This is a genomic window from Dehalococcoidia bacterium, from assembly GCA_022449765.1.
Lineage (GTDB): Bacteria > Chloroflexota > Dehalococcoidia > Lucifugimonadales > Australimonadaceae > UBA2963.
This window is the reverse complement of sequence record JAKUPZ010000005.1, coordinates 1-23,912: the sequence shown is the minus strand read 5'-3', so window position 1 is coordinate 23,912 and position 23,912 is coordinate 1. Positions and strand designations below refer to the sequence as shown.

Sequence of the window (23,912 nt, the reverse complement as noted above, 5' to 3'; positions counted from 1 at the left end):
AATGGTTATTGATGGCCCTTGTGGTTATTTGGTTTCATCGGATTCAATTTGACCATCTCGCATCAATATCATTCTCTGGGCTCTCGATCCTACTACTGCATCGTGTGTTACCAGTACGAAAGTCTGTTGTGTTTGCTCATTAAGTCGGCAAAGCAAATCGATAATAAGCCCTCCTGTTTCGCTATCAAGCGCCCCCGTTGGTTCGTCAGCCCATACAATTGCAGGATTATTCACTAATGCTCGTGCAACTGTGATTCGTTGCTGCTGACCACCTGACATTTGGGAAGGACGCTTATTGGCCTGATCGGAGAGCTCAACTAAATCAAGAACCTCCAGGGCTCGTTTTCTTGCGACTGAGGGCTTTTTACCGGCAAGCAGAAGTGGAAGCTCAACATTTTCTGCGCCAGTTAAAACGGGAAGGAGATTATATGCCTGAAATACGAAACCCATATTTTCAGCTCGGTACCGAGTTTTTTCTTTGTCAGACATGGAGTGTATAGGTTGTCCGTCAATGATGACTTCGCCTTCAGTCAAATCGTCGATACCTGAAAAAATGTTAAGTAGCGTGGTTTTACCTGAACCTGATGGCCCCATCACCGCAACCATTTGACCTTTTCCTATACTAAGGTCTACATGATTTAACGCATTAACTTGGATGTCACCAGTTTGATATACCTTGGTTACACCTTTTGCTTCTATTATTGAATTCATTAACTTTCCCGATTTATAAAGCAGTTGTGTCGGTCGAATGAACAAAAACTTTTTGAAAAATGAGTGTGTTTTTTATTCTAAATTAAATTGATTATCCGGTACAATTTTAACATTGAAATAAATGGTCAATATTTTTTGCAACCAACTTAATTTATTTCTAAAATTTCACGTTTTTGCATATCATCCTTATTGAATGATGCTCAAATTTAAAATAGGAGACTCAATGACTTTTGCTCGATTTTGCGCCTCAGGTGGCATGCTTTTAACTGTTACCGCAATAACAATAGCTTTAGTGGCTTGCGGTTCTGATGGCACTACCACAGCGCCTGTAACTGGTAACACCGGAAATGAAATTCAACTTAGCGGTACTATTGAAATTGATGGATCTTCGACCGTATTTCCTGTGAGCCAGGCAGTTGCTGAAGAGTTCCGCAAGGTACAACCAGGTGTGCAGGTCAATGTCGGTGTTTCTGGTACTGGTGGTGGATTTAAGCGATTCACCGTAGGTGAGACCGATATTTCAGATGCTTCGCGACCAATTAAAGACAAAGAAGCTGCAGAGGCTAAAGCAAATAATGTTGAGTATATAGAAATGCGCCTCGGTACTGACGGGCTTACAGTTATTGTTAATAAGAACAATTCTTTCGTTGATTGCCTAACAATCACAGAACTGAATGCTATATGGAAACCTGGCTCCACCATTAACAATTGGAAAGACGTTCGTGCTGGATTTCCAGACCAGAAGCTTCGGCTTTACGGGCCAGACACGGACTCTGGCACATTTGATTACTTCACAGAAGAAGTTAACGGCGAGGCTCAAATGTCTCGGGCTGACTATACTGCATCTGCAGATGACAATGTTCTTGTGCAGGGCGTTTCAGGAGACAAAGGCGGCCTTGGTTACTTCGGGTATGCTTATTACCAGCCCAATGCTGCAAACCTAAAGGCATTGGCTATAGACAACGGGAAAGGTTGCGTAGAAGTAGCACCCGAATCGATTGAAGATGGTTCATATTCCCCTCTTTCACGACCGCTTTACATATATGTCAACAAGGCAAGCATGGCTCGACCAGAAATGAAGAAATTTGTGGAGTTTTACTTGGATGAAGGGGCTAAATTGACTAACGAGGTAGGCTACGTCGCTTCCGATCAGAATGTTTATGCCGAGAACAAGATAAAGGCAGGTTTATAAAATTTTCTTGAGGAGAGGCTTGTGGATCCTTGCTAGCAAGCCAGATCTTATATGTGTAGTGAAGTTAATGTAGTAATGAAAAATTTAGCCTCCAGGTACTAGACGAGCAATGACTTCTGTTGGACACTACAATCCCGTATAGAAGTATTATGAATTGCTCAGATTGGAATGCGTGAACAAATTTGAAGTTAACGCAAAATAGGCGAAAAGGCTCTTTTGTAGGGAGCCTTGCGTATTGGCTATTCGCAGCTTGTGCAGTCCTTTCGATTGTGACTACATTTGGAATTGTAATTAGCCTGCTTTCTCAGGCATTCGGTTTCTTTAGGGAAGTACCTATTTGGGATTTTCTTTTCGGAACTAACTGGTCCCCAATACTGAAAGATGCAGAAGGCAACAGGCATTATGGCGTCCTCCCTCTGGTAGGAGGCACAATACTTGTAGCTACTATTGCTGCTGCAGTAGCTATTCCTATTGGATTGGCAATAGCAATATTTTTAGCTGAATACGCACATGACAAAGTACGAAAAACTATTAAACCAGTACTTGAAGTCTTAGCGGGTATTCCTACAGTAGTTTATGGCTACTTCGCCCTGACTTTTGTAACTCCGCAATTACAAAAAATCCCACTAAAAATATTCCAAGAAGATTTATTGGTTTTTAATGCATTAAGTGCTGGATTAGTGATGGGGTTAATGATAATTCCTATGGTTTCTTCGCTTAGTGAGGACGCAATGATGGCGGTTCCAAGGTCTCTAAGGTATGCGGCCTATGCATTAGGAGCTACGAGATTGGAAGTTGCGAGAAAAGTGGTTGTTCCTGCAGCTTTTTCGGGTATTGTTGCTTCATTTATACTCGGCTTTTCTCGTGCTATAGGTGAAACCATGCTCGTTACTATTGCTGCAGGGGCTACGCCTAGATTTACTTTTAATCCGTTAGAAAGCATTCAGGCAATGACTGCATATATTGTCCAACTTGCGCTGGGTGAGGCCCCGCATGGCTCTTTGGAGTACAACACAATATTTGCGGTTGGCTTGCTGCTCTTCTTTATGACTTTAGGAATGAATGTCGCCGGTCATTTCTTGGTTCGAAGATTCAGAGAGGAATATTAATGCGAGCTGAATCCTCAAATATAACCTCTAAGCTTAATCCGAGATTAGTACTAAGAAAGCGTATTGGCGCACTAGCTTACACTGGGTTCGTACTTTCAATTGCTGTAGGCCTTGCGGGCCTGCTTGTATTGCTCATCCAAGTTTTATTGCAAGGATTACCATGGGTAAGCTGGCATTTCTTAACTGATTACCCATCTCGCTTCCCTGAAATTGCGGGCATGCGCTCTGCAATATTTGGCTCTATTTGGATAATGGGTCTAACTTTCATTTTTACTGTTCCTGTAGGGGTAGGGGCAGCAATATACCTGGAAGAATATGCTCCCAAAAATTGGTTCACGAGGATAATTGAAATCAATATCTCTAATTTGGCGGGCGTTCCATCGATTGTCTACGGCTTGTTGGGGCTTGCTTTGTTCGTGGAAATATTGCAGATGGGACGTATCATTGTCGCTGGTGCATTAACGATGTCATTGCTAGTTATGCCAATCGTTATTATTGCCTCAAGGGAAGCAATAAAGGCTGTCCCTCAAACTTATAGGGAAGCATCATATGGCCTTGGTGCTACGAAATTCCAAACAGTAAAGGAAATTGTAGTACCCCACGCTACCCCAGGGATAATGACGGGTACAATTCTTGCGATGTCCAGAGCGATTGGAGAAGCTGCGCCGATGGTCGCAATTAGCGCTTTGGTCTATATAACATTTACACCGAGCTCTCCACTAGATCAATTTACAGTTATGCCTATACAAATTTTCAATTGGGTTGCTGATCCACGGCCCGGCTTTAGGGGCCTTGCTGCTGCAGGGATTATTATTCTCTTGGTTATATTATTAACGATGAACGCAGTCGCAATATACGTGCGAAACAAAACACAGAAAAGGTCGGAAGAATGACGACAGTAGAAGAAAAAAATAGCGATATAACTCTCGCTATTTCGAACTTAGACATGTATTACGGCGCGTTTCGTGCGTTACGGGATATCAATCTTGACGTACATAGGAATGCAGTGACTGCATTGATTGGACCTTCAGGGTCTGGCAAAAGCACGCTTTTGCGTTGCATCAATCGTATGAACGATCTTGTTCCTGGAACTCGCATTGAAGGAGAAATTCTTTTTAATGGCGAAAATATTTACGCACCTGGTGTCGACCCTGCTGAAATTCGATTAAGAATAGGCATGGTCTTTCAGAAGCCTAATCCATTTCCCAAATCGATTTACGATAACGTTGCTTTTGGCCTAAGAATAAACGGTTTTACTGGGGACTTAGATGAAGCAGTTGAAAGATCACTGAAGCGAGCGGCACTATGGGACGAAGTGAAAGATAGGTTGAAAAGTAGTGGATTGGCGCTCTCGGGAGGCCAGCAACAGCGCCTCTGTATTGCACGCGCTGTAGCAGTGGAACCTGACATTATTCTTATGGACGAACCTGCCTCTGCACTTGATCCAATATCTACTCTGGCAATAGAAGAATTGATGAGAGAACTATCGCACGAATATACAATAATCGTTGTTACTCATAACATGCAGCAGGCTGCAAGATCCTCAGATTGGACCGCTTTTATGACAATGGGAGAGGACAGATCAGGATATTTGGTTGAAGTTGGATCCACGCACGAAATCTTTACAAATCCGAAGGAAGAACGCACAGAAGGCTACATTACTGGGAGGTTTGGGTAGAAATGGTAAATAATCCGCTTGGTAATAAAAGTTCCGCTAGAGGAGGGTTTGATCATGACCTTCAAGTATTAGAAGAGAATTTGGTCGGCCTTGGTAGCATGGTAGAGAAAGCCATAGTTAAAGCTGTGGATGCTTTGAAAGACCGTGACTTGGAAGCTTCAAAGCTGGTGATCGAAGAAGATAACATTATCGATAATAGACGCAATGCCCTTGAAGAAACTGTTGTTGACATGATTGCAATTCAGCAGCCTGTCGCCTCTGATTTACGCACTTTAATTACTACGCTTCACATATCAATGGAATTGGAGCGTATTGGTGACTATGCCGAAGGTATTGCAAAGATAAGCCTAATGATGAATGACGAGCCTCCATTGAAAAAGCTCGTAGATATTCCAAGGATGGCTGAAAAGTCATCAGCCATGCTGAGAAAGTCGTTAGATGCATTGGTTAAGCGCAGTACCGATATGGCCTATGAGGTTTTGAACTCAGATGACGAGGTTGATGCTTTATACGACCAGGTCTACAGGGAATTGCTTATGCTCATGATCCAGGAGCCCAAGGCAATACAGCGAGGCACATACCTACTATGGGCAGCGCATGACCTTGAGAGAATCGCAGATAGGGCAACTAATATTGCAGAGCAAGTAGTTTATCTTGTGACGGGGTCTACTGTAGAAAAAGGGAAAATATATAAAGATTAATATTTGCGTAAAGTAAGGTTAATTCAATCAGTCTATTGACTGATAATTGAAGGGATTGAATCCTTCCATGGTTGCGCTAATTCAAAAGCTGCAGAGGCTTTTAATACTGTAATTTCGTCGTTTATATGCCCCATTAACATCAAGCCAACAGGCAGGCCCTCCACTGTATACCCGCAAGGAATATTTGCAGCAGGGCGCCCTGTTAGATTTGCGTGAATACAAAATGGAGTGAACCCCCAATTAGGGTCTACCGTAATACCATCAATACTGTCTGGATTTTTTTCAATAGGAAATGCAGGTACTGCCATAGTTGGCATTGCAATTAGGTCGTAGTCTGAAAAAATATCGTCGAATAAAGATTTATGCCATTCAAGTTCATGTAGCGAACTAGAATATTTTGCTCCTGGCCAGCTTATCGCTTCAGTTATCCATTTCGACAAAGGTGAAGGCAAGAAATCTCCTTGACCAGATTCAATGATAGGCCCAAGTCGCACCGATAAATCGGTAAGCATTAATGTTGCGAATGCCCAAATTGCATCATTTGTGTTGATTCTTGGTGTGATTTCATCGACATCTGCACCTAGGCCAGCAAGCAATTTCATGGCGGCCCCGCAAATTTTTTGCACTTGGGGGTCGACGGGTTGAGCGTCCATATTGGGGGCCCATGCAATTTTCAAGTTTTTTATGTCTATATTTTCAGTTGAAGCAGTAAAATCTGGAGGGAAAGTATTGATGGACCTGGGGTCGCGTCCATCTGGTCCAGAAATGGCATTCAGCATCACCGCTGCATCATGAACGCTTAGGGTCATAGGGCCATTTTGGCTTAAAGGCGACCAGCTACCTTGCGGTTGATAATTGTAAGGTACTCTCCCGAAGCTTGGTTTAATCCCATATATCCCACAGAAGCTGGCAGGTATTCGAATAGATCCTCCTGCATCGCCCCCGTTAGATATAGGAACCATCCGAGCAGCCACTGCAGCAGCAGAACCTCCGCTAGACCCACCTGATGTTCGGCTTGTGTCCCAAGGGTTTCTTGTTGCTCCTGAAAAGGTGCTTTCGGTGGTGCCCTTCCAACCAAAATCTGGTGTATTAGTTTTACCAACAATAATCGCACCGCTACTTTTTATGCGTTCCACGACAATATCGTCAGATGTTGGGATATTTTCCCCAAATAAGATTGAACCATATGTCGTAAGGATATCCTTGGTAGGATTAAGGTCCTTTATCCCGATAGGAACTCCATGCAGGGGTCCAATGGGGTCACCTGAAATAATGGCTGATTCTGCCCGATGAGCTTGCGTCATGGCATTTTCAGGTACCTGGGTGATAAAGGCATTTATTTCAGGGTTAAGAGCTTCAATTCTGTTTAGATAGAAGGATGTAACCTCTACAGGCGAAACTTGTTTTGTGCGAATTAATGCAGCAATTTCGGTAGCGGTGCAAGAAATCAGATCATCAATTTGCAAATTAAGCTTCTCCCTGGAACCTGCTAGGGCTGAATTCAGCCAAATTTACAGTGGATGATCCTTCAATTATTAATTCTGCGACGTTACTCCCCGTTACTAAGGCTAAAGTAACTCCCTTGTACCCATGCCCTGTAGCTATAAACAAAGAATCCTTATTAGGAATTGCACCGATTATGGGAAGCTCGTCTTCACAGTACGGCCTTAGGCAGGCTGTTAAATCCTTGATCGGTGCATCAATGACGGCGGGAGCAAGCCGAATCACGGCTTCCATAATACTGTTTTGTGCTTCCAGTGTAGGGTGGGGGTCAAATCCTGCACGCTCCTGAGTTGTTCCGATAAGTAGATCGCCACTAGGCTTTGGAAGCACATATCCTGTTTCATGGAATATTGCATGAACAGGCATGTTCATGCCTTCAGGTGCTGCGGAATGCACAATTTGCCCTCTCAGTGGGATTACAGGAATTTCTAAATCATGCCATTCCTTGGAAAATTGCGACCAAGGACCGTTGGCAATCACTACTGTTCCACAAGAAATTTCATCCCCATTAGATAGCTTCACTCCGTTAGCGCGATTATTTTCATATAAAATTTCTTTGACTTCGGCGTTTCTTATACTGACTCCATTTTTTTCGCTCGCTTGCGCAATCGCTATGGCAAATGGGTAAGCCTCGAGCTGTCGTTCCACGGTGTAGGCTGCCCCAATTGCCTCTGGAGAGAGCCAACTTGATAGGCTATGAACTTGCTCGTAATCTAGCCAATCAACGCTTAATCCGAGTTCGCGCTGCCAAACAACTTGTTCTTGAAGTTCTGATGCTTCTTTTTCATTAAAAGCCGGTCGTATCATTGGTATATCTGAGAGTAGATAATCAATTCCGGATTCACTGATTAATTGATCTGCATAGTCATCATGCATTTTTATGCCATCAAGAAGAAATTTTGTGAAATTTGCAGGGTACCGATGCCGGCCTACAGCACCTAGTTCCCCTGCGGCTCCTCCTGAAGCTCCGCTTGCTACCGCATCGCGTTCTATGATTACTACTTCTTGCTTATATTTTGAGGCAAGGAAATAGGCAATCGAGCAACCTATTACTCCTCCTCCAATTACAACTACGTCAGCAGGCTTATTTGAGTTCATTTACTATTCTCTTTGGATTCGGAGGTTGCCTCTCCTTGATACTGGCCCGAATACAGGAACTCAGCACTTTCATCTAAAGTCATGAAAACCATTTGTATTATTCGTGCGTTTTGGGCAACCACGAACCCCTCTGGGTGGTGAACCACGATTTGAACTTGAGATTTGCCTATGTATCCAGCATCCCAAACCGCATTATTGACTGCGACACCATTTCTAAGAAGGCTGGACCTGGGCTTAGCAATCGCCATCAGATTTTCTGGAAGCGCGACTGTTTCATTTAATCGAGCAATGTAAACACCTTGGGGTAGATTTAAATAGCCTGATTCATCGAAATTCAACTCTTGAAGCTCGGATAAAACCCTCTGGTTGTTGTCGATACCTATCCTTCCAGACGTGATTGGTTTGGCGATTGAGCCTAGAGTCAGATCTACGCCGTTCGGCTGGATCTGCTCATCTAAATTTACGTAATCTGAAAGAAGAGTTTGTGGCCCTTCAGTCAAATTACGAATCTGCTTTGAAGATAATACGCCCACTTTTTACCTCGCGTTTGGGATACTACGACTATAGGTAGTCCTATTACTCCTGTCAAAAAATCCATTTAAATTTTTCGCTTGACCTGAACCATTTAGGTATCTAATATGGCCCATCGTACCGGGAGACAAATCTATAGGGGGGTGTCTATGAAAGGCTATTGCATGAAATGCCGTAGTGAACGTGATATTGCAGAGGCTACGACCGTATATATGAAAAATGGTCGCCCCGCCACTGAAGGGAAATGCCCTCAATGCGGTACGAGGATGTACAGATTGGGTAAAGCGGCTTAAGTTTTCCTACTTAAAAGAGTGGTCATTTGACCACTCTTTTATACTTCTACCTATCAGACTGAATCTGGTTTAAAATTTACCAATAAATTTTGCTCATGAGGCTTTATGGAATTTGATATTACTTTTAGAGGAGTAATCCTCTTTGGACTCGAGATACGATTTTATTCGCTCCTGATTTTATCGGGACTTCTCTTAGGCATGGTTTTGGCACAAAGGCTAGCAAAAAGATTCGGTGAAGACCCAACGCACGTGACAAATATTGCAATTTTGGGAGCGATATTTGCCTTGATTGGCGCACGTACGTACCACGTAATTGATTATTGGAATTATTACGGGCAAGACGTTTCTCGAATCTTCGCCTTTCGTTCTGGAGGAATAGGTATTTTTGGCGCTCTGATAGGAGCAATTATTGCTTTAGTTGCGTATGTATGGTGGGTGAACCGACGAGCAAAGCAATCGGGATCAAAGCCAATACAGACTTTGCGCTGGCTTGATATAGGCGCACCTTCATTCCTGTTAGGACAGGCGGTTGGCCGCTGGGGTAATTTCTTCAACCAAGAGCTTTTTGGTGGTCCAACGGATTTGCCGTGGGCTATTCCTATTGATGCAGCATATAGGCCAGGTCAGTACTTGGAAGAAACTCATTTTCATCCGCTATTTCTGTACGAATCCCTTCTGAGCTTATTAGGCGTAATCATCCTAGTTTGGATTGGGATACGATTTGGTAAGAAGCTTAAACAAGGAGACTTGTTTATCCTGTATTTAATTTGGTACCCATCAGAACGGTTCCTTTTGGAATTCTTACGCCTGAACAATTGGAAAATTGGTGCTATCCCGACTGCTCAAATAGTGTCTGTTGTTCTTGTTAGTGCCGCAGTTATGGCATTTATATGGTGGAGGCGAGCTCCATTTTTGGATGCTAAAGGCGGTAATAGCGAGGTTGATTCAATTCCATCAGCGACTTCAAGGTCTTCTCAAAAGAGATCTCGACAGAGGAATTAGGCAAATTAGCTATTAATAGCAGAGTACTGAATCTGCGTCTAAAGAAAAATTCACAAGCATCTCGGGCGTGGCAAACTCAGCGTTGTAGCCTTCAAGTAAGCTTTCGTCATAACCGCGTCCATTTGCAGAGAGCCTGGAAACGTAAATTTTTGTCTGAGAGTTCTTTAGCTCATCAAGGTGATCCTTGATGTCACCTGTTCCCAGACCGACTATTTGGCCTTTTTCCTTGCAATTTAAAAGATGCACGCCATCAGCTGCAAAGAAAACCTTTACATCATGTTTTTCTTTGTCAGATGCGGCTGCAACTAATAATCCTAACGAAACTTTATTTGGTAATTCAGGCCCACTAGTAATATGAATGAATAATTTAGCCATGCTTCCCTATTCTTAAATTGTAATTGAATCAGGTTCCTTCTCAGCAAAATTGATAATGCATCGTATTGTTTTGCTAACTTCTTCTGCTTCAGTTGCGTATTCAGAAAAACCGCTTGAATTTTCAGTAGTACGATAATTTTCGAAAACTTTTCTTAATTTATCAAAGTCATCGTCATCCATATCAATTTCAAATTGTGGTTCAGAAGCAAAACATCCCCCTATGCAAATTTCTCTTCTTGAATCAAAAATAAAATCATCCTTTTGTAATTCAAGAGCAGATTTGACATACCTTTTTACGATTTCTTCGCTTGAAGAAATCGAATGCTTTTCCTTTAGCTGGTCTATAATTTCCAAATGAGTATCTTTTAAATTTAAATTAAATTTCATTATTCGCCTCATAGCTTTTTGATTAGTGGGATTACTTGAATTAATTTTCCACATTAAATTCAAATTTGTAAACGAAAAATCTACTTATATATTTGCTTCATTTCCGGCCCGGAAATCTTGACCGCCGCCGAATGTTCCGGAAGCGCGCTTAATTTTAATCTAATAACTTTCCGTCGATGTCCTGAACTTGGTATCGCATAGTTAGCACTCCGAATAATTTATTCGACTGTAACGCTTTTTGCTAAATTCCTAGGCTGGTCTATGTCATTTCCTAAATAGTCAGCGATTTCATAAGCCAGCATTTGAACTGGAATTGTAGCGATAATTGGTTGTAGCGATTCTGGGCATTGAGGTACCCAAAGCACATCATCAGCTTCGTTCAATATACTTGACTTCAGTGTAGTTGCTATCGCGATCACACTGCCCTTGCGTGCATGTACCTGAGACATATTCACAATCATTTTTTCGTACAGGGGATTGTCGAGAGCTATCGCAATAACAGGAGTTTCTTCGTCAACGAGAGCGATGGGTCCGTGCTTTATTTCTGCTGCCGACATTCCCTCAGCATGAATGTAGCTAATCTCTTTTAGTTTCATCGCGCCTTCACGTGCAATAGGCTCTAGCAGTCCTCGGCCAATAAATAAAAATCGCTTTGACTGTGCATATTTTTTCGCTACGGATTTAACCGTACAAAGCGCGTTTTCTATAGCATCTCCCAGTAGGGCAGGTAACTGGGATAATTCCTGAACATGCGCCTCTGATTCATCAATGGAAATTTCCTTTCGCTCTTGCGCGAAACAGCTTGCCAATAAGTACATCACAACCATCGAGTTAATCATCGTCTTAGTAGAAGCAACTCCAATCTCAGGGCCTGCATGCATAAGAATGGTTGCATCCGCGATACGAGAAATTGCACTTGCTTCGACGTTGGTGATAGCAATAGTACGCGCACCTTTCGATTTGGCTTCATTAAGGGCTTCTAGCGTGTCTGCCGTTTCACCCGATTGCGATATCGCAATCACTAGCGACTGTTCGTTAAGCACTGCGTCTCGATAACGAAATTCAGCAGCGTTTTCTACTGACGCGGGGATTCGAGCAAAGCTTTCAAGGTACCGTGCTCCAACCTGTGCGGCGTAAACGCTAGTACCCATTCCTAGGAAAATTGCCCTAGAAAAACTTTGAATATCTTTAGTTGCAAATGGCAACGAAGGCAGTACTATCTTGGCGGGTGAAAACGATAAGCGTCCCCTGAGAACGCTTGTAGCGGCTTCAGGTTGCTCCATTATTTCTTTCAGCATGAAATGTTTAAAACCGCCTTTTGCAATCGCTGATGAATCTATATCTAGTTGATGTGTTTTTGTCTCAATTGCTTTGCCATCGAGGCTACTAATGCTGCATTCAGTAGAAGTTATAACTGCCATCTCAGAGGACTCAATATAGGTAACATTTGTGGTAAGAGGCACAAGAGCAGATGTATCACTTGATACAAAACTTTCACCATTTCCATGACCTATGGTGATCCCGCCAGCATTACCTTTGCGGGCAACTACAATTTTCCCTGGTTCACTTTGAGATATACATGCAATGGCATGCGCACCTCGTAATTGATTCACAGTAGTACGAACGGCCTCTTCAAATGAAAAGCTTTGTTCGAGATTAGCCTCAATAAGGAGAGGGATTACTTCGGTGTCTGTGTCTGAATTGAAATGGCTGCCTGCAGCAATTAGAAATTTCTTTAATTCGTTAAAATTTTCGACGATCCCGTTATGGACAACTGCGATATTCTTCTTCTGGCTAAGGTGCGGGTGTGCATTTTTATCTGTAGGTTCTCCGTGGGTTGCCCAGCGAGTGTGTCCTATTCCACATTGTCCGACAATTGGACTAGTAGCAGAAAGATTTTGCAAATTTTCTAATTTCCCAGATGCTTTTAGCACATTAAGGTTATTATCATTATCTACAATTACTATCCCCGAACTATCGTAGCCTCTATAGGCAAGCCTCTCTAATCCTCCCATAAGTATAGGGGAGGCGTTTTGAGGTCCTAAGTATCCAAAAATTCCGCACATGCCAACAGTTTAGCAGTCGAAAGCTTTTCAAGTGAGCCTATGGGGAAGCTATTTGAAGCCTTTACTTTTTTCTACGTATAGAGTGTCCACCAAACTGATTACGCATGGCTGCAAGTAATTTAAAACCGAATTGGGATTCATCGCGTGATCGGAATCGTGCTTGAAGCGCCATTGCCATTACTGGAACAGGAATAGCGAGATCAACTGACTCCTCAATGGCCCAACGGCCTTCTCCAGAATCTTCGACCCAAGGTTCAATCGATCCTAGGTCAGATTCTTCGTGTAGTGCAGTCGCAGTAAGATCTAGAAGCCAAGACCGAATGACACTGCCGTGTCGCCAAACCTCCGCGATTTGAGCAAGGTCTAAATCAAATAAATCCTTGGCGCTCATTAATTCAAACCCTTCAGCGTATGCTTGCATAAGGCCATATTCAATTGCATTATGAATCATTTTAGTAAAATGACCCGCACCTAATTGACCAACATGCGCAAACCCAGAATCATGAGTAGGTGCAAGCGATCGAAAAATAGGTTCGGCTACCGATACTGCTTCTGTATCACCGCCAACCATCAAGCAATACCCTTGATCTAGGCCCCAGACACCTCCGCTAATCCCTGCATCTATCATTTTGATACCTTGATGTTTGAGGCTTGCCCCTCTACGCATGGAATCCTTGTAATTGGAATTCCCCCCCTCTATAACTACGTCTCCTTCAGCTAATACATCACTGAGAGCGGCTATTGTGGCTTCTGTTGGGTTGCCTGATGGAACCATTACGACTACAAAGCGAGGCGGATTTAGAGATGCGGCCAAATCTTCAAGTGAATCAACGATGGTGATGGATTTGGAGTTAGATTGCAGCGAGGAACGCGTATCAGGATCTCTGTCATATGCATATACATTGTGATTGTTTCTGCTTAGGCGTATTGCCATATTTGCTCCCATACGGCCTAGACCAATCATTCCTACTTCCATGTTGGCCCTCCTCAGGGATGTCGTTCAATTTACTTGGCGGCCGCGAATTCTTCGCAGCGTTCTTTGATGCTTAGAATAACTTCATCAAAGGACTTCGAAAAAGCAGTTATACCTTCGGCTAAAAGCCTATCAGTTGCTTTTTCCATACTTATTCCACTTTCTGATAACTCCAGTAAGGTTTTATCTGCGTCGGAAGTTCCGTCCGAAATTGTTATTGCAGATTTTCCGTGATCCAGAACAGCATTCAAAGTTTCTGGGGGCATAGTATTGACTGAGTAAGGCCCGACCAAATTATCAACGTAAAGAGTGTCGGGATATTGGGGATTTTTGGTACTCGTACTGGCCCAAAGAGGGCGTTGATATTGCGCACCTAGAGTTCTTAATTTTTGGAAATCCGATTCAAGAAACTTTTTTTCGAATTTTTGATAAGCAACTTTTGCATTTGCAATAGCAGCCTTTCCTCGCAGTTCGGATTGCTCTGCTAGCTGTGAATCGATGGCAGTATCTACCCTGCTCACAAAGAAAGAAGCTACTGATGCAACGCGAGATATATCCTTTCCAGCAGCGTTTAACTCTAGTAAGCCTTCGATATAAGAATCCATTACATTGGTGTATGCGTTGAGTGAAAAAATTAGAGTTACGTTTATATTGATCTGCTGAGAAATTAAGATTTTTAGCGCTTTTATACCTTCGTTTGTAGCTGGAACCTTGATCATTGCATTAGGTCGATCAATGAGTCTCCATAATCGATTGGCTTCAGCTACCGTACCCTCAGTGTCATGTGATAGAGAGGGGCGAACTTCTAACGATACAAAACCATCTTTGTAATTAGATTTTTGATATATGGGTAAGAGAATATCTGCAGCAGTTTGTATATCTTGAACAGTAAGTGCTTCAAAAATTTCGAATGGTGTTTTTTCCAATTGAGAATAGTGCTTAAGGTCAGAATCATAATCTGAGCTCGTAGTGATGGCTTTCTGAAATATTGTAGGATTCGAAGTAAGCCCAGTAACTCCTTTCGCAATTAAATCTTCGAATTCTCCGGATAGGAGCATGGAGCGCTGTATAAAGTCGATCCATGTCGATTGTCCCAGAGATAGATTTTGGATAAGTACTGTCATTATGAATCGCTGCTCTTCGAATTTTTCTCAAGTTCAATAACTTTACCTAGGCGACGTAAATGGCGTTCCTCGCCAGAAAATTTAGCGGATACGAAGGATTCCAAAATTTCATGCACAAGTTCAATCCCAATAATCCTGCCACCCAGGCAAAGAACGTTCATATCATCATGTTCGACGCCTTGATGTGCAGAATAGGTATCGTGGCATACCGCAGCACGTATACCGGATATTTTATTTGCAGCTACACTTGCCCCAACTCCACTACCGCAGACGATAATGCCACGATCAGCAGACTTGTTCATTACGGCTATGCCTACCAGTTTGGCAAAATCGGGATAGTCATCGTCAGGGTCATAATTATGAGCACCTAGGTCTTCGACTTGATGTCCCAAATTTTGGATAATATTTATAACTTCAGCTTTTAAATTGAAACCCGCATGATCTGCAGCAATAGCTATTTTCAATCGCAACCTTCCTTCGTGTGAATTCTAAGAAACTGGAGGCTAGAAGCATTCTGACGATACCATATCTATATAGAAATGCTGAGTCCACTTCTAAATAATTTAAGAAGGATGCAGCGATAATGTATTATGGGCACGCTTATGAATTTATCTCCTGTTTTTGACTCACATTTTAGCTATATCAAACCAGTAAGCAGTGACATTGAAAAACTGCGGTCGGAGTTCAATATCGAGGGTTTAGTCTTGGTCCAAGAAACCCCAGAATTCCAAGCGACAGAAAATGCACTGAAATTTGCTGAAGATTCTCTCCATATATCTGCAGCTTCCGTGTGGGTGGATTTAGAGTCTAAATCCTTTAAATCATCTATTACTACTCTAAAGGAATACGCGAAAACTAAAGGAGTATTCCTTCCAATTGGGTCTCACCAAGATAACCATTGGCTTGTTAGGGATGAGATCGTAAAAAATTTAAAATTGCTACCTGAAAATGGATTAAGCCTTGATTTGTCTTTGGAGCCACGTCAAATCCCTTCGGTCCAAGAACTGGCAATGCTTATTCCCGAATTAAAAATTATGCTCACGAATATTGGATCACCATATATCGCTCGAAACGAAAGAGAACCGTGGGGTGTGTATATGATGAATTTAGCTACTGCAAAGAATGTCTATGTGAAATTGAATGGAATTCTTAGTCTGGATACTCTTCCTAATTGGAGTTCGGCGCATTTGAAAATATTTGTCGAACCCGTAATGAGGCTTTTTGGGTATTCACGAGTTGTTTACGGGGGAGACAGCGCATTAGATCCTAAGATAGGTGATTACGGTTCGGTATTAAGTGCCCTTTTGGAAGCCGTTAGCCCGCTGACTGACGATCAATTTGCAAGAATTTTCAGATTAAACGGGAAGTCGTTTTATGGTGCATAAGAACCTAAAACTCAGTAATAATTCTGCTTTGAAATAAATTGTAAGACTCTTCGTCATCCTCTTCAAAGAATATATAGATGAAACTTACGCCGTGCCTTTCCATATTGGCGATTTTAGTTAAGACAGTTTCTATGGATCCGGTTAAACCACGATCTGGATGTGTGTTTGGGGGAAGTAATTTATTTAATTTTGAGTGTATTTTGCTATCAGTCTCCCCGATGACTACTCGTTCCAATGTTGTTAGCTGCAACGGCTGCCTTTGATAGCCATGTGATTTTTGATCAAGATAAAGCTTATTCCTTTGTAAAATTCCAAGGCTGGGCATGACCATATTGACTGCATCTGCTTTAGAGGCTGCAATATCCATTATCTCCAGGCTGTTGCCCCCAACAAGAATTAATGGCGAAGTAATTGGCCTTGGAGAGATTGTTGCCCCCGAAAGCTGATGATGGGACCCTTGAAAATATTGGTCAGGACCGGACCAGAGTTGCCTGATTATTTGGATAGACTCATTTAAAATCTCATATCTTTGAGGCTTTGTTGGGTAAGGAAATCCATGCTGAGCATACTCCGGTTTGTACCCACCAGCTCCAATTCCCAGCTGCATTCGGCCACCAGAGAGCATATCTAAACTAGCTGAAGATTTTGCGATCATGCTTGGATGCCTGATTGACGAATTACTTACTAGCGGCATCAATTTTGTATTTGAAGTAAATGCAGCTAATGCCCCGAGTATGGTCCAACAATCTAGGACTGGGCTTTCTGCACTGCCTACCTTGTGAAATGGGGCCAGATGATCAAGCACTGAAATGCATTGAAAGCCTACACTTTCAGCCCATTCGGCTTTTTTTGATAAATGATTGGTGAAATCACCTCGATTATCTTGGCCGGCTCTATGTATTGGTAGGTGTAATCCGAATTGCATTATTCTTTATTACTTCGTTACGATTTTGTTACGATTTGTGCACATAGGTGATTTTTCACTTGTGAAGCGAGTCATTACCACTTAACCTCATTAGGAAATAGATGAATAGGTACGCACTTATGAAATTCAAACTACTCTGTAAGCTTGCTGTGGTTTGTATGATTATATCTGGAGTATTGACTGGATGTGGAGCTGAAGCAACTCCTACACCTACTATTGCTCCGACTGCTACACCTTTAGAAAAAAATAAAGACGACGGAGCTAAGATGTCAAAACAGTATGATAGTGCGCCAGCAATGGCTATAGATTCAAGCAAAAGCTATACAGCAGTATTTAAAACTGAAAAAGGTGATATTGGCATTAAATTGTTTGCAGCTCAGGTTCCGAATACGGTCAATAATTTTATCTTTCTTTCGAGGGAAGGGTTTTATGATGAAACCACTTTCCACAGGGTAATTCCTAATTTTATGGCTCAAGGGGGCGACCCTACGGGTTCTGGGATGGGAGGTCCAGGGTATCGCTTCAATGATGAATTCCATCCTGATCTGCGCCACGACAAAGCAGGTATATTATCGATGGCAAATGCGGGGCCGAACACAAATGGTTCACAGTTCTTTATTACACACGGTCCTACTCCTCACCTAGACAATCGCCACGCGGTTTTCGGGGAAGTTATAGAGGGCATTGATGTGTTGATGAGCATAAGCGTAAGAGACCCGCAAACAGCTGCAAATAGCGGGGACAAGATACACACTATTGAAATTATAGAAAATTAGTAAAATGAGACAGCGTCTTAAAGAGGGGGAAAAATGACTTATCGTGCCGAATACATATGGATAGACGGAACACAGCCAACTGCAAAAATTCGATCGAAGACAAAAATACTCCAGGATGGAGCAGATTTGCCTATTTGGGGATTTGATGGATCTTCTACGAACCAAGCTCCTGGTGAAGCATCTGACTGTGTTTTAAGGCCAGTTTTTAGCTGCCCTGATCCGATACGCGGTGAACCCAATGTTCTTGTGATGTGCGAAGTATTACTAACAGATATGTCGCCACATCCAACGAACACACGTGCTGCATGTGCTGCGGCACAAGAGAAATACGCGAGTCAGGAATTCCTGTTTGGAATTGAACAGGAATACACTTTTTTTGATGGGGATGGAGTACGTCCGCTAGGGTTTCCCGAAAAAGGCGGTTACCCAGAACCTCAAGGGGGCTATTACTGCGGAGTAGGCTCCAATGAAATCTTTGGACGTGATGTTGTAGAAGATCATTTAGATGCTTGCCTGGATGCTGGGTTAGGTATAGCAGGCATCAATGCAGAAGTTATGCCAGGTCAGTGGGAGTTCCAAGTAGGCCCACTGTCTGCTCTAGAGGTTTCAGATCACTTATGGATAGCTCGTTGGTTGCTATACAGAATTGCAGAAGAATATGACATTAGTCCAACTCTCGACCCAAAACCAGTACGTGGTGACTGGAATGGGGCAGGGGCACACACTAATTTCTCAACAAAGGCTATGAGATCAGAGTATCAGCCTAATATTGATGCCGCAGAGGCGCTTTCTACTCGCCACGATTTGCATATTGAGAATTACGGTTACGGTATTGAGCATCGACTCACGGGACAACACGAAACAGCTTCGTTTAGGGAATTTTCGTACGGGTTATCAAACAGAGGTGCTTCCGTTCGTATTCCTTGGCAAGTTGAAGTTGACGGGAAAGGCTATATTGAGGATAGGCGACCGAATGCCAATATGGATCCATATACTGTAACTAGGTTGATTGTAGAGACTGTAGGGGCTGCATTAAGCAAGTAAAATTAATAAAGGGGGGACCTAAATCCCCCCTTTATTAATTATGTGATTTATAGATTTAACCTAGGAATACTCTTCTAAATCGCAGCAAATTTTCCTCGACCATAACTTCAGGCCGATTACGCTTCTCGTTCAATTCTTCAACCGCTGCATGTATAAACCAGGGCCCTTCATTATTTAATGCCATTGTAAGAGCAGCCTTGAATTCTTCCGCCGTAGAGACTTCAAGCACATTTTTTATGCCAGAAGCCTTTGCGATACCTGCTAAGCTGGTACCTGTAGATGTATGCGTAGCTTGTCCTCCCGTCTCGTACCACATTTGATTATCCCAGACTATGTGAATTAGATTTTTGGGAGACTGCCGAGCAATAGTTGCAAGTGAACCTAAATTCATCAGCAGGGAACCATCTCCATCGGTGACTATTACCTTAGTTTGGGGTGCTGATATGGCTACCCCTAGGCCGATCGAAGAGACCAGCCCCATTGCTCCCCAGGTATAGAGATTCGCATCTCGATCACCGGATGAATGAAGATCAAACGTGGAGGGGCCAAGATTTGCAATTACTGGTTCATTAGTAATTTGCTCTTGAATAATTTTTAAGCCGTCACGACGTAGCACGTTTTGCTCCTACAAGTTGGGAGTACCAGAGAATTGCTACGGGCATCCTGCTAGCGTAGCTTAGTTCAATTGCACCATTAACATATTGCTCGACATCTTGTTCATTAAGAGGAGCATAGTACTGGATATTCAGCGTCTCCAGAATGGCTGGGATTGGCCGAGCAGAAGGAACTTGAACCTCATTGAATTCTCCCAGGCCACCCCGCATTCCTATAAATAGAGGTACCGGTATTCTGTAAGCAACAAGAAGTTGGGCTAATGCGTTAACGGTATTTCCAAACCCGCTACTTTGCATGAACATTGCGGACTTTTGGCCGCCAGCATATATTCCTGCTGCGATACCAATCGCCTCTTCTTCTCGGGTGGCAGGTATAACTTTAAAATCAGCATCATTTTCAAGTTTAGACAGAATGTTCCAATTTATAGCGTCAGGAACATAAGTAGCATGAAAAATACTATGCGATCTGAGTGAACTAATGGTAATGTCTGACCAGTGCATGGGCTGATTATAAAGAACATATGTAGAATATAGTAAGCCCCGATAATGAAATGCAACGTTTAGTTGCATTAAAATGGCGACGTACAAGGAGGCAGCTATGCTGACGCAAGAAGAAAATAAAGCTCTTACGAGCATCATGCCAGGGACGCCTATGGGTGAACTTATGCGCCGTTATTGGCACCCAATTGCTGCTGCTGCAGAACTTGATGATAAGGCTACCAAGCCAGTCAGGATATTGGGTGAAGATTTAGTCCTTTACAAAGATAAATCCGGCACGATTGGCTTGATTGAACGCTTTTGCCCTCACCGGCGCGTTGATCTTTCCTACGGGATACCTGAAGACAATGGCCTTCGATGTATGTACCACGGCTGGATGATGGACGAGACAGGTCAGTGTATCGAACAGCCTTTTGAGGAAACTGTGCGGCCTGATGGTCGATTCAAAGAAAAAGTCAAAATCGCAGGATATCCTGTCGAAGAACTTGGCGGATTATTATTTGCCTACCTAGGCCCCCAGCCTGCGCCGTTGTTGCCAAAATGGGAGACTTTCGCATGGGAAGATGGTTGGTGTGATATAGGGCTAGTTAATCTTCCTGTGAATTGGCTTCAGTGTATGGAGAATTCGATGGATCCTGTACACCTTGAGTGGTTACATGGTTATTGGGGTGTGCGCCAGCAACAGGACAAGGCCGTGAAATTGGGTCTTGCTGAAGCTGACACTTTTCCTACTGTGCCCCGAAAGCATCATAAAATTGGATTTGATATTTTTGACTACGGATTAATTAAGCGCCGCGTGGTTGAAGGTACTACCGAAGAAGACCATGATTGGTCGGTTGGCCATCCTGTGCTTTTCCCCAATATATTGTTTGTGGGCAGCGTTGTGAATTGCAATTTACAATACCGGGTTCCAGTGGATGATGAAAACACCATGCACATAACATGGTTTTTTTATCGTGCAGCTGAAGGGTCGCAGCCTCCTATTCAAGAAAGAATTCCATATTGGTATGTGAATTTATATGAGCCTAATGGTGAATTGATACCAGACTTGGTTAACCACCAAGATTTCGTAGCATGGATTACTCAAGGATCGAATGCAGAAAGAGAAAAAGAGAAACTTGGAGAATCTGACAGAGGAATAATTCTCTATAGGAAAGTTCTCAAGGAGCAGGCTGAAATAGTTGCAGATGGTGCTGATCCAATGGGAGTTGTACGAGATCCTAAGGTTAATGAACGGATTGATTTACCTTTGGAGAGATGGCAGGCATTATCAGATGTTTCTTGGGCAACGCGTTATATGCCTCTTCAGCAGGGAGAGTCGAATGAAATGGTTGAAAGCATTGAGAAAGTTTTAAGTACCTGGGTAGGTGCTAAGCCTTGGACTGAATCCCACGCTTCGTTAAACCAGTAAACGATAGTTAATTGAAATGGACTGAGCTTTTAGCCAAAGGCTCAGTCCATTTTCATTTTTTTGAAGGCTGTTTCGCGCCAAGCATTAATACCAGCATTAAAATTGCCACGGACGCGAAAATTATAAACGCAAGGTCATAACTTCCTGTTTTGTCACGGATGAATCCAGCTAAAACAGGACCTATTGGGCTGACTGCCCTAAAAGGTGCAGTAAATCCTTTGATGGTTCCTAATGACTCTCGGCCAAAATAATTGGCTACCAGTAGTACTTCTACCACGTTACGCATGCCAGCGCCTACGCCAAAAATTAATGCCCATAGAATTGCAGTAGGGTAGCTATCTGCAACTAATAAAAGCAGCATCGATATCAGAACTAGCACCGCTTGTACAATAGCGCCTATCCGTACATGTACTTTTTCAAGTACAAAGCCTATAGGAACGATTGATAGGGCTGAAGTAGCAGCAAAAATAGAAGCAATAGAAACGGCTTGTATATCAGGAAGGCCTTTGTCTTGGAAGTTCGCAACCATATGCAAATTGGTTGCACCTTGTACAAAGGGCGTGCACATTAGGAATATGGTGATCATCCAAAAAGCTTTGGTTTTCCGTGCTTCTGCCAAGGTCCATGACTCTTCAATTTCATGAGTGCCACTTTCCGATTTTGCCGATTGGAGTTCCACTCCATCAGGCTGTAGCCCGTATTTCTCTGGTTTTGACCTTAGTAATGCATAAGCAGGGATAGTAATGGATATGACTGCAAATGCAGAAAGAGCGAGATAAGCGGTTCTCCAGTCAGACCAAGCCATTATCAAGAAAATGACTATAGGTATAACTGCTTGGCCAGATCTTTGGCCTACAGATTTTAATGCTAGCGCTCTTCCTCTTTGGCGTATAAACCATTGTGCGACAGCTACAGATGTGCCAATTTCTACACCCGCAATAGCTGAGCCTCGGGCTAATCCAAAGAAAGCCCAAAATTGCCAAATTTCTTGCATAAGAGAAAGTCCTATCAGGGCTATGGCAATTACTAACCCTGCAATAGAGACAATTACTCTTGGGCCATAACGATCTATTAACCTTCCAGTTACGCTACTGGCCAAGGCACCAGTGACACTACCGATTAGAAACCCTGTTGAGATAGTTGCTCTAGACCATCCTAGTTCATCTTGAATCGGTTTTATGAAGACACCAAGTACTGGTCCGAATCCAGGAACCTCCGCGAAGGTAGACAAAAATGAGGCAACGACTATAGCCCATCCGTAATGGATTTTTTGGATCGGCCAATATTTAGGAATTCCTTTGGGGTTTTCCTTCACTAAGTTGTCCCAAATGCCTTCTTGAGTTCTTCACATACTTCGGCAATTGCATCCCATGTTTGATCGAACGGTATACCTGCATTGAAAAATGCATGGATCATGCCATCGTACCTAGTGAGTTTTGTTGGCACATTCGATTGTTTTAATGCATTGGCATATGCCTCTCCTTCATCTCGGAGAGGGTCAAACTCGACAGTAAGTACAAACGCAGGCGGGAGATTACTTAAGTTTCCTGCCTTCATTGGTACAGCGTAAGGATTTTCTTGGTCTTGCTCCGTTGAGAGATAAGAATTCCAGAAATAGACCATGGTTGCATACTCTAGGCCGTAACCTTCCTTGCACTCACTATATGATTCGTAAGAAAAATCGTAGTCAGTCACCGGGTAAACTAAGGTCTGTTGTTTAATTACTGGTCCATTTTGATCTCTAGCTTTCAATGATACAGCGGTAGCTAAATTACCCCCAGCGCTTGCCCCAGCTACGGCTAAGTTACTAGAGTCTCCATTGAAACTTTCTGCATTTTTGAAAGCCCAGCACGTTGCCTCATAGCAATCATCAAAAGGGATGGGGAATTTGTGCTCAGGTGCTAACTTATAGTCAACTGAAATAATGATGGAGCTAGCTGATTTTGCTAATGCCCTGCACGTAGAATCATTAGTTTCTATGTTTCCAATGACCCATCCTCCACCATGAAACCACATGGTTATAGGAAAAGGACCAGTTCCTTCAGGTGTATAAATTCGTATTGGAATAGGACCATGGGTTCCTGGTATTTCTTTATCTTGGGTACTTCCAATTTCTGGGCCTGGTTTACGAGGCGCAGCCTCTTGCATCCTTCTTGCTTCTTCAGGACTTACTTCGTGTTGCCCTGGCACTCCTGCTGCTTTTCGTTGCTCTAGTGAAAATTTTGCTTGTGGGTCTAAAGGCATAGCGAACTCCTTAAAAAGACTACCTAATTATACGCTTGCGGTACTTGACCGTTTGATACCACGAGCATACTGTTTCGTTAAGAAATATGCATGGAGGCAATCATGCTTAGTATTCAGGAAAACGAGAAATTAGCTCGGGTTGGCGCCGGAACACCAATGGGTGAACTCATGCGTCGTTACTGGCATCCCATTGCTGCGGCAGCAGAACTAGATGAAAAACCTACGAAGCCTGTCAGGCTTCTCGGAGAAGACCTAGTTTTGTACAAGGATAA

27 protein-coding genes are annotated in these 23,912 nt (G+C 42.9%); 12 read left to right on the top strand and 15 right to left on the bottom strand.

Features of this window, described 5'->3' with window-relative positions; translation table 11 throughout:
- Positions 1–24 precede the first annotated feature (24 nt).
- A complete protein-coding gene (locus MK127_03330) occupies positions 25–711 on the bottom strand; it encodes an ABC transporter ATP-binding protein (protein MCH2531832.1) in 687 nt (228 codons plus the stop codon).
- Between the two features lie 223 nt (positions 712–934).
- Here MK127_03330 and MK127_03325 point away from each other — a divergent pair, with 223 nt between their 5' ends.
- The 5 genes from MK127_03325 (at position 935) to phoU (ending at position 5,391) form a co-directional block, all read left to right on the top strand.
- Positions 935–1,903 carry a PstS family phosphate ABC transporter substrate-binding protein gene (locus MK127_03325; GenBank protein MCH2531831.1) on the top strand — a complete coding sequence of 323 codons (969 nt, stop codon included), beginning with the start codon at positions 935–937 and terminating at the stop codon, positions 1,901–1,903.
- Between the two features lie 182 nt (positions 1,904–2,085).
- On the top strand, positions 2,086–3,012 hold the full coding sequence (gene pstC, locus MK127_03320; protein ID MCH2531830.1) for a phosphate ABC transporter permease subunit PstC: 927 nt from the start codon (positions 2,086–2,088) through the stop codon (positions 3,010–3,012).
- Entirely contained in the window at positions 3,012–3,905 is an 894-nt protein-coding gene (gene pstA / locus MK127_03315) for a phosphate ABC transporter permease PstA (GenBank protein MCH2531829.1), read from the top strand. Before pstC ends, pstA begins: the two co-directional genes overlap by 1 nt.
- Positions 3,902–4,690, top strand: a complete 789-nt coding sequence (gene pstB, locus MK127_03310) for a phosphate ABC transporter ATP-binding protein PstB (GenBank protein ID MCH2531828.1) — start codon at positions 3,902–3,904, stop codon at positions 4,688–4,690. Before pstA ends, pstB begins: the two co-directional genes overlap by 4 nt.
- A gap of 2 nt (positions 4,691–4,692) precedes the next feature.
- Positions 4,693–5,391, top strand: coding sequence for a phosphate signaling complex protein PhoU (phoU, locus tag MK127_03305; protein MCH2531827.1), 699 nt, complete (start codon positions 4,693–4,695; stop codon positions 5,389–5,391).
- Positions 5,392–5,423: 32 nt separating this feature from the next.
- Here the strand turns inward: phoU and MK127_03300 are convergent, their stop codons facing one another.
- From MK127_03300 to MK127_03290, 3 genes are read right to left on the bottom strand one after another with little or no spacing between them, the layout of a single operon-like run.
- Positions 5,424–6,857: an amidase gene (locus MK127_03300; protein MCH2531826.1), complete on the bottom strand. Its 1,434-nt coding sequence runs from the start codon at positions 6,855–6,857 to the stop codon at positions 5,424–5,426.
- Between the two features lies 1 nt (position 6,858).
- Positions 6,859–7,992, bottom strand: a complete 1,134-nt coding sequence (locus tag MK127_03295; GenBank protein MCH2531825.1) for an FAD-dependent oxidoreductase — start codon at positions 7,990–7,992, stop codon at positions 6,859–6,861.
- A complete protein-coding gene (locus MK127_03290; protein MCH2531824.1) occupies positions 7,989–8,525 on the bottom strand; it encodes a deoxyuridine 5'-triphosphate nucleotidohydrolase in 537 nt (178 codons plus the stop codon). The genes MK127_03295 and MK127_03290 overlap by 4 nt, the downstream gene beginning before the upstream one ends.
- A 147-nt stretch (positions 8,526–8,672) precedes the next feature.
- On the opposite strand from MK127_03290, the gene MK127_03285 reads away from it, so the two are divergent.
- Together MK127_03285 and lgt are read left to right on the top strand one after the other, a co-directional pair.
- Entirely contained in the window at positions 8,673–8,816 is a 144-nt protein-coding gene (locus tag MK127_03285; protein MCH2531823.1) for a DUF5679 domain-containing protein, read from the top strand.
- A 105-nt stretch (positions 8,817–8,921) separates the two neighbouring features.
- On the top strand, positions 8,922–9,818 hold the full coding sequence (lgt, locus tag MK127_03280; GenBank protein MCH2531822.1) for a prolipoprotein diacylglyceryl transferase: 897 nt from the start codon (positions 8,922–8,924) through the stop codon (positions 9,816–9,818).
- Positions 9,819–9,830: 12 nt separating this feature from the next.
- On the opposite strand, the gene MK127_03275 is transcribed toward lgt, so the two are convergent.
- From MK127_03275 to rpiB, 6 genes are all read right to left on the bottom strand, one after another.
- The gene (locus MK127_03275; protein ID MCH2531821.1) at positions 9,831–10,193 is read right to left on the bottom strand and encodes a DsrE family protein; all 363 of its coding nucleotides are present in this window, start codon (positions 10,191–10,193) and stop codon (positions 9,831–9,833) included.
- A 12-nt stretch (positions 10,194–10,205) separates the two neighbouring features.
- Positions 10,206–10,580, bottom strand: a complete 375-nt coding sequence (locus MK127_03270; GenBank protein MCH2531820.1) for a hypothetical protein — start codon at positions 10,578–10,580, stop codon at positions 10,206–10,208.
- A gap of 218 nt (positions 10,581–10,798) precedes the next feature.
- Positions 10,799–12,646: a glutamine--fructose-6-phosphate transaminase (isomerizing) gene (gene glmS, locus MK127_03265; protein ID MCH2531819.1), complete on the bottom strand. Its 1,848-nt coding sequence runs from the start codon at positions 12,644–12,646 to the stop codon at positions 10,799–10,801.
- A 61-nt stretch (positions 12,647–12,707) separates the two neighbouring features.
- Entirely contained in the window at positions 12,708–13,622 is a 915-nt protein-coding gene (gene gnd, locus MK127_03260; protein ID MCH2531818.1) for a decarboxylating 6-phosphogluconate dehydrogenase, read from the bottom strand.
- A gap of 29 nt (positions 13,623–13,651) precedes the next feature.
- Positions 13,652–14,743, bottom strand: coding sequence for a transaldolase (tal, locus tag MK127_03255; GenBank protein ID MCH2531817.1), 1,092 nt, complete (start codon positions 14,741–14,743; stop codon positions 13,652–13,654).
- Entirely contained in the window at positions 14,743–15,207 is a 465-nt protein-coding gene (gene rpiB / locus MK127_03250) for a ribose 5-phosphate isomerase B (GenBank protein MCH2531816.1), read from the bottom strand. The genes tal and rpiB overlap by 1 nt, the downstream gene beginning before the upstream one ends.
- Before the next feature lie 126 nt (positions 15,208–15,333).
- Between rpiB and MK127_03245 the strand changes: the two genes are divergently transcribed.
- On the top strand, positions 15,334–16,128 hold the full coding sequence (locus tag MK127_03245) for an amidohydrolase family protein (protein MCH2531815.1): 795 nt from the start codon (positions 15,334–15,336) through the stop codon (positions 16,126–16,128).
- A 4-nt stretch (positions 16,129–16,132) separates the two neighbouring features.
- Here MK127_03245 and MK127_03240 read toward each other — a convergent pair whose 3' ends face one another.
- Complete coding sequence (locus MK127_03240) at positions 16,133–17,053, bottom strand: LLM class flavin-dependent oxidoreductase (protein MCH2531814.1); 921 nt, start codon at positions 17,051–17,053, stop codon at positions 16,133–16,135.
- Between the two features lie 296 nt (positions 17,054–17,349).
- On the opposite strand from MK127_03240, the gene MK127_03235 reads away from it, so the two are divergent.
- Positions 17,350–17,829, top strand: a complete 480-nt coding sequence (locus MK127_03235) for a peptidylprolyl isomerase (GenBank protein ID MCH2531813.1) — start codon at positions 17,350–17,352, stop codon at positions 17,827–17,829.
- Between the two features lie 33 nt (positions 17,830–17,862).
- On the top strand, positions 17,863–18,873 hold the full coding sequence (locus MK127_03230) for a glutamine synthetase beta-grasp domain-containing protein (protein ID MCH2531812.1): 1,011 nt from the start codon (positions 17,863–17,865) through the stop codon (positions 18,871–18,873).
- A gap of 55 nt (positions 18,874–18,928) precedes the next feature.
- Here the strand turns inward: MK127_03230 and MK127_03225 are convergent, their stop codons facing one another.
- Entirely contained in the window at positions 18,929–19,489 is a 561-nt protein-coding gene (locus MK127_03225) for a thiamine pyrophosphate-dependent enzyme (protein MCH2531811.1), read from the bottom strand.
- On the bottom strand, positions 19,476–19,988 hold the full coding sequence (locus tag MK127_03220; GenBank protein MCH2531810.1) for a hypothetical protein: 513 nt from the start codon (positions 19,986–19,988) through the stop codon (positions 19,476–19,478). Before MK127_03220 ends, MK127_03225 begins: the two co-directional genes overlap by 14 nt.
- Positions 19,989–20,085: 97 nt before the next feature.
- Between MK127_03220 and MK127_03215 the strand changes: the two genes are divergently transcribed.
- Complete coding sequence (locus MK127_03215; protein MCH2531809.1) at positions 20,086–21,396, top strand: Rieske 2Fe-2S domain-containing protein; 1,311 nt, start codon at positions 20,086–20,088, stop codon at positions 21,394–21,396.
- A 52-nt stretch (positions 21,397–21,448) separates the two neighbouring features.
- On the opposite strand, the gene MK127_03210 is transcribed toward MK127_03215, so the two are convergent.
- The gene (locus MK127_03210; GenBank protein ID MCH2531808.1) at positions 21,449–22,711 is read right to left on the bottom strand and encodes an MFS transporter; all 1,263 of its coding nucleotides are present in this window, start codon (positions 22,709–22,711) and stop codon (positions 21,449–21,451) included.
- Entirely contained in the window at positions 22,711–23,640 is a 930-nt protein-coding gene (locus MK127_03205) for an alpha/beta hydrolase (protein ID MCH2531807.1), read from the bottom strand. The genes MK127_03210 and MK127_03205 overlap by 1 nt, the downstream gene beginning before the upstream one ends.
- Before the next feature lie 102 nt (positions 23,641–23,742).
- Here MK127_03205 and MK127_03200 point away from each other — a divergent pair.
- The coding region (locus MK127_03200; GenBank protein MCH2531806.1) for an aromatic ring-hydroxylating dioxygenase subunit alpha at positions 23,743–23,912 on the top strand (170 nt) is incomplete at its 3' end.